The sequence below is a fragment of the Steroidobacter sp. genome (genome assembly GCF_016790065.1).
In the GTDB taxonomy this organism is placed as follows: Bacteria; Pseudomonadota; Gammaproteobacteria; order Steroidobacterales; family Steroidobacteraceae; genus Steroidobacter.
Genome location: NZ_JAEUPY010000602.1, coordinates 1 through 1,986 on the forward strand (window position 1 = coordinate 1; position 1,986 = coordinate 1,986).

At 59.5% G+C, this 1,986-nt stretch carries 3 protein-coding genes; all 3 read right to left on the bottom strand.

Features of this window, described 5'->3' with window-relative positions; genetic code table 11:
- Positions 1-181: hypothetical protein (locus JNL55_RS24770; protein ID WP_293860590.1), on the bottom strand; the 181-nt coding region annotated here is incomplete at its 3' end.
- 1 nt (position 182) lies between these two features.
- On the bottom strand, positions 183-1,313 hold the full coding sequence (locus JNL55_RS24775; RefSeq protein ID WP_293860592.1) for a dipeptidase: 1,131 nt from the start codon (positions 1,311-1,313) through the stop codon (positions 183-185).
- A gap of 3 nt (positions 1,314-1,316) precedes the next feature.
- Positions 1,317-1,986 (bottom strand): CocE/NonD family hydrolase (locus JNL55_RS24780; RefSeq protein ID WP_293860594.1); only part of this gene is annotated, 670 nt, incomplete at its 5' end.

The following is a 1,986-nucleotide window of genomic DNA, read 5'->3' on the forward strand; positions in this document are numbered from 1 at the left end:
TGACGACGCACGGAGCGGGCACCTTCTGGCCCTTCGGCGTGTAGACAGTGGCGTTCAGTTGCACACCATCACGCAACGGAATCTTCGCTCCCCACTGAAACTCGACCTTCGCCGCATCGGCGACAGCGACTGTCGTGACCATGTTGAGTGCGACTAAAACCAGACTCGCCCATCGTCTCATCTCAGCCACCCCAAACATCTTTGAACAGGCGAGCGAAATTCGCGCCCAAAATTTTCTCGATACGAGCCTCGCTCCAACCTCGCCGACTCAAGTCGTCGGCAAGCGTGACGAAACGCCGTGGATCGTTGTAATCGGGAATCAGATTGAACACGTCCGCCGCCTCACCCGGCGCCGCGATTCCCAACTTGCGACGTTTCTCGTAGAACTCACGCTGCACCTGGGCGAAAGCCGCATCGAGCTTGGTACCGGAAATCGTGCCATCCGTACCCAAGCCCACATGATCCTCGCCACAAACATTGACTGCATGCTCGAGATGTCGAATCAGATCTTCCGACCGCGGTTGGCCGGAGGCGCGCAGGAACGGCATGAAATAGATGCCCGCGACACCGCCTTTGTCTGCCAGTGCTTTCAACTCACGGTCGTGTGTATTGCGTGGCACGTCCACCAGCGCCCGGCATCCCGTATGTGAAATCGTCATGGGACGATTTGCGGCAGCGATTCCATCGGCAATGGTGCGGGCACTGGCATGGCTCAGATCGAGCAGCAGCCCCAAGCGATTGATCTCGGCAACGACTTCGCGCCCGAACACACTGAGCCCGCCGTCGCCCGGCTCCAGGCAACCGTCGCCCACCAGATTTCGCCGGTTGTAGGTGAGTTGCACGACGCGCACACCGAGGCCATGAAACTGACTGAGCCGCGTGACTTCGCCGCCCAACACGCTCGAATCCTGAAAGCCGAAAATCAGACCGAGCCGGCCGCTACTCTTGGCCGTTTGAATATCGCCAGCCGTGAGTACTTTCAGGAGTCGATCGCCATGCCGCGCGATCTCGGCATCGTAATCCGCGATGCCTTGAATCGTGTCTTCGTAGAGACCCGGTCCGTTACCAACTGCGCCCACTGTGACGTTAATCGCGGTGACCCCCGAAGCACGCACGTCCGAGAGCGCTTGTTTCGATAGCAGGCCACCGGCCGAGTTCGAATCGTGATTCAGCGGAGAGCCGAGCGCATCGATGACGATTGCCGCGGCATAACGCTTCGATGAAAATCCGGAGGCGCTCAGCGCTCGACTCACCGAGGTAACACCAAGGCCGGCAGCAGCGGCTGCCTGCAGAAAAGCTCGACGATCGATCATCTTTTACGCGCCTCTACCGATGGGAACGTACAGCACGCTGGGGCGGTCTGGATCGTGGAACAGCCGCACCGTGACAGCTCGTGCATCCTTCATGGACTCTTCGGCCACGATGCCGCCGGCGTTGTAGTTCTTCTGCATGCTCATCGAATTGATCGCAGCCACCGTCAAGCGCAGTCGGCTGCCCTTTCTGACCTGCCGCGCAACGAACGTGAAGCGCGTGAAGTCGTAATGCAGTGGCTGACGCGTCTGTACCAGCCGAGTTGTTCGCAATCCCTCGCGATGACGGGCTCGCATCAAGTCGTTACTCAGCAGCGTGCTTTCGCCGTTCGCACCGATCTCATACACCGACACTTCGAAATCCGTGTCCGGCTGATCGATGGCCAGCCAGGTCGAGAGCCTGAAGAATCCGCTGATCGGCGTATCACGCTCGAACGCAGCGCTGTGATAGATGAGTTGCGGGGTAGCACCACCGAGCACCGACCATTGATCGGTGAATCCCTTCGGAGGCAGCGCGCTTTCCATTGCAGCACTACATGTGTCGCGCGGATCGTAGACGTACTCATCTGGCTTGCCCTGGGTTGGCAGCTTGGCGGACAGCGTGCCCGACGCAAACGGTGTTGACGCGTGACCATCCGAGTCCAAATAGTACGCGCGAGTCTCAGCAGTGATGGCT

Excerpts from the sequence above, each read along its gene's own strand:
- JNL55_RS24775 (WP_293860592.1), bottom strand. The coding sequence starts at position 1,313 with ATGATCGATCGTCGAGCTTTTCTGCAGGCAGCCGCTGCTGCCGGCCTT.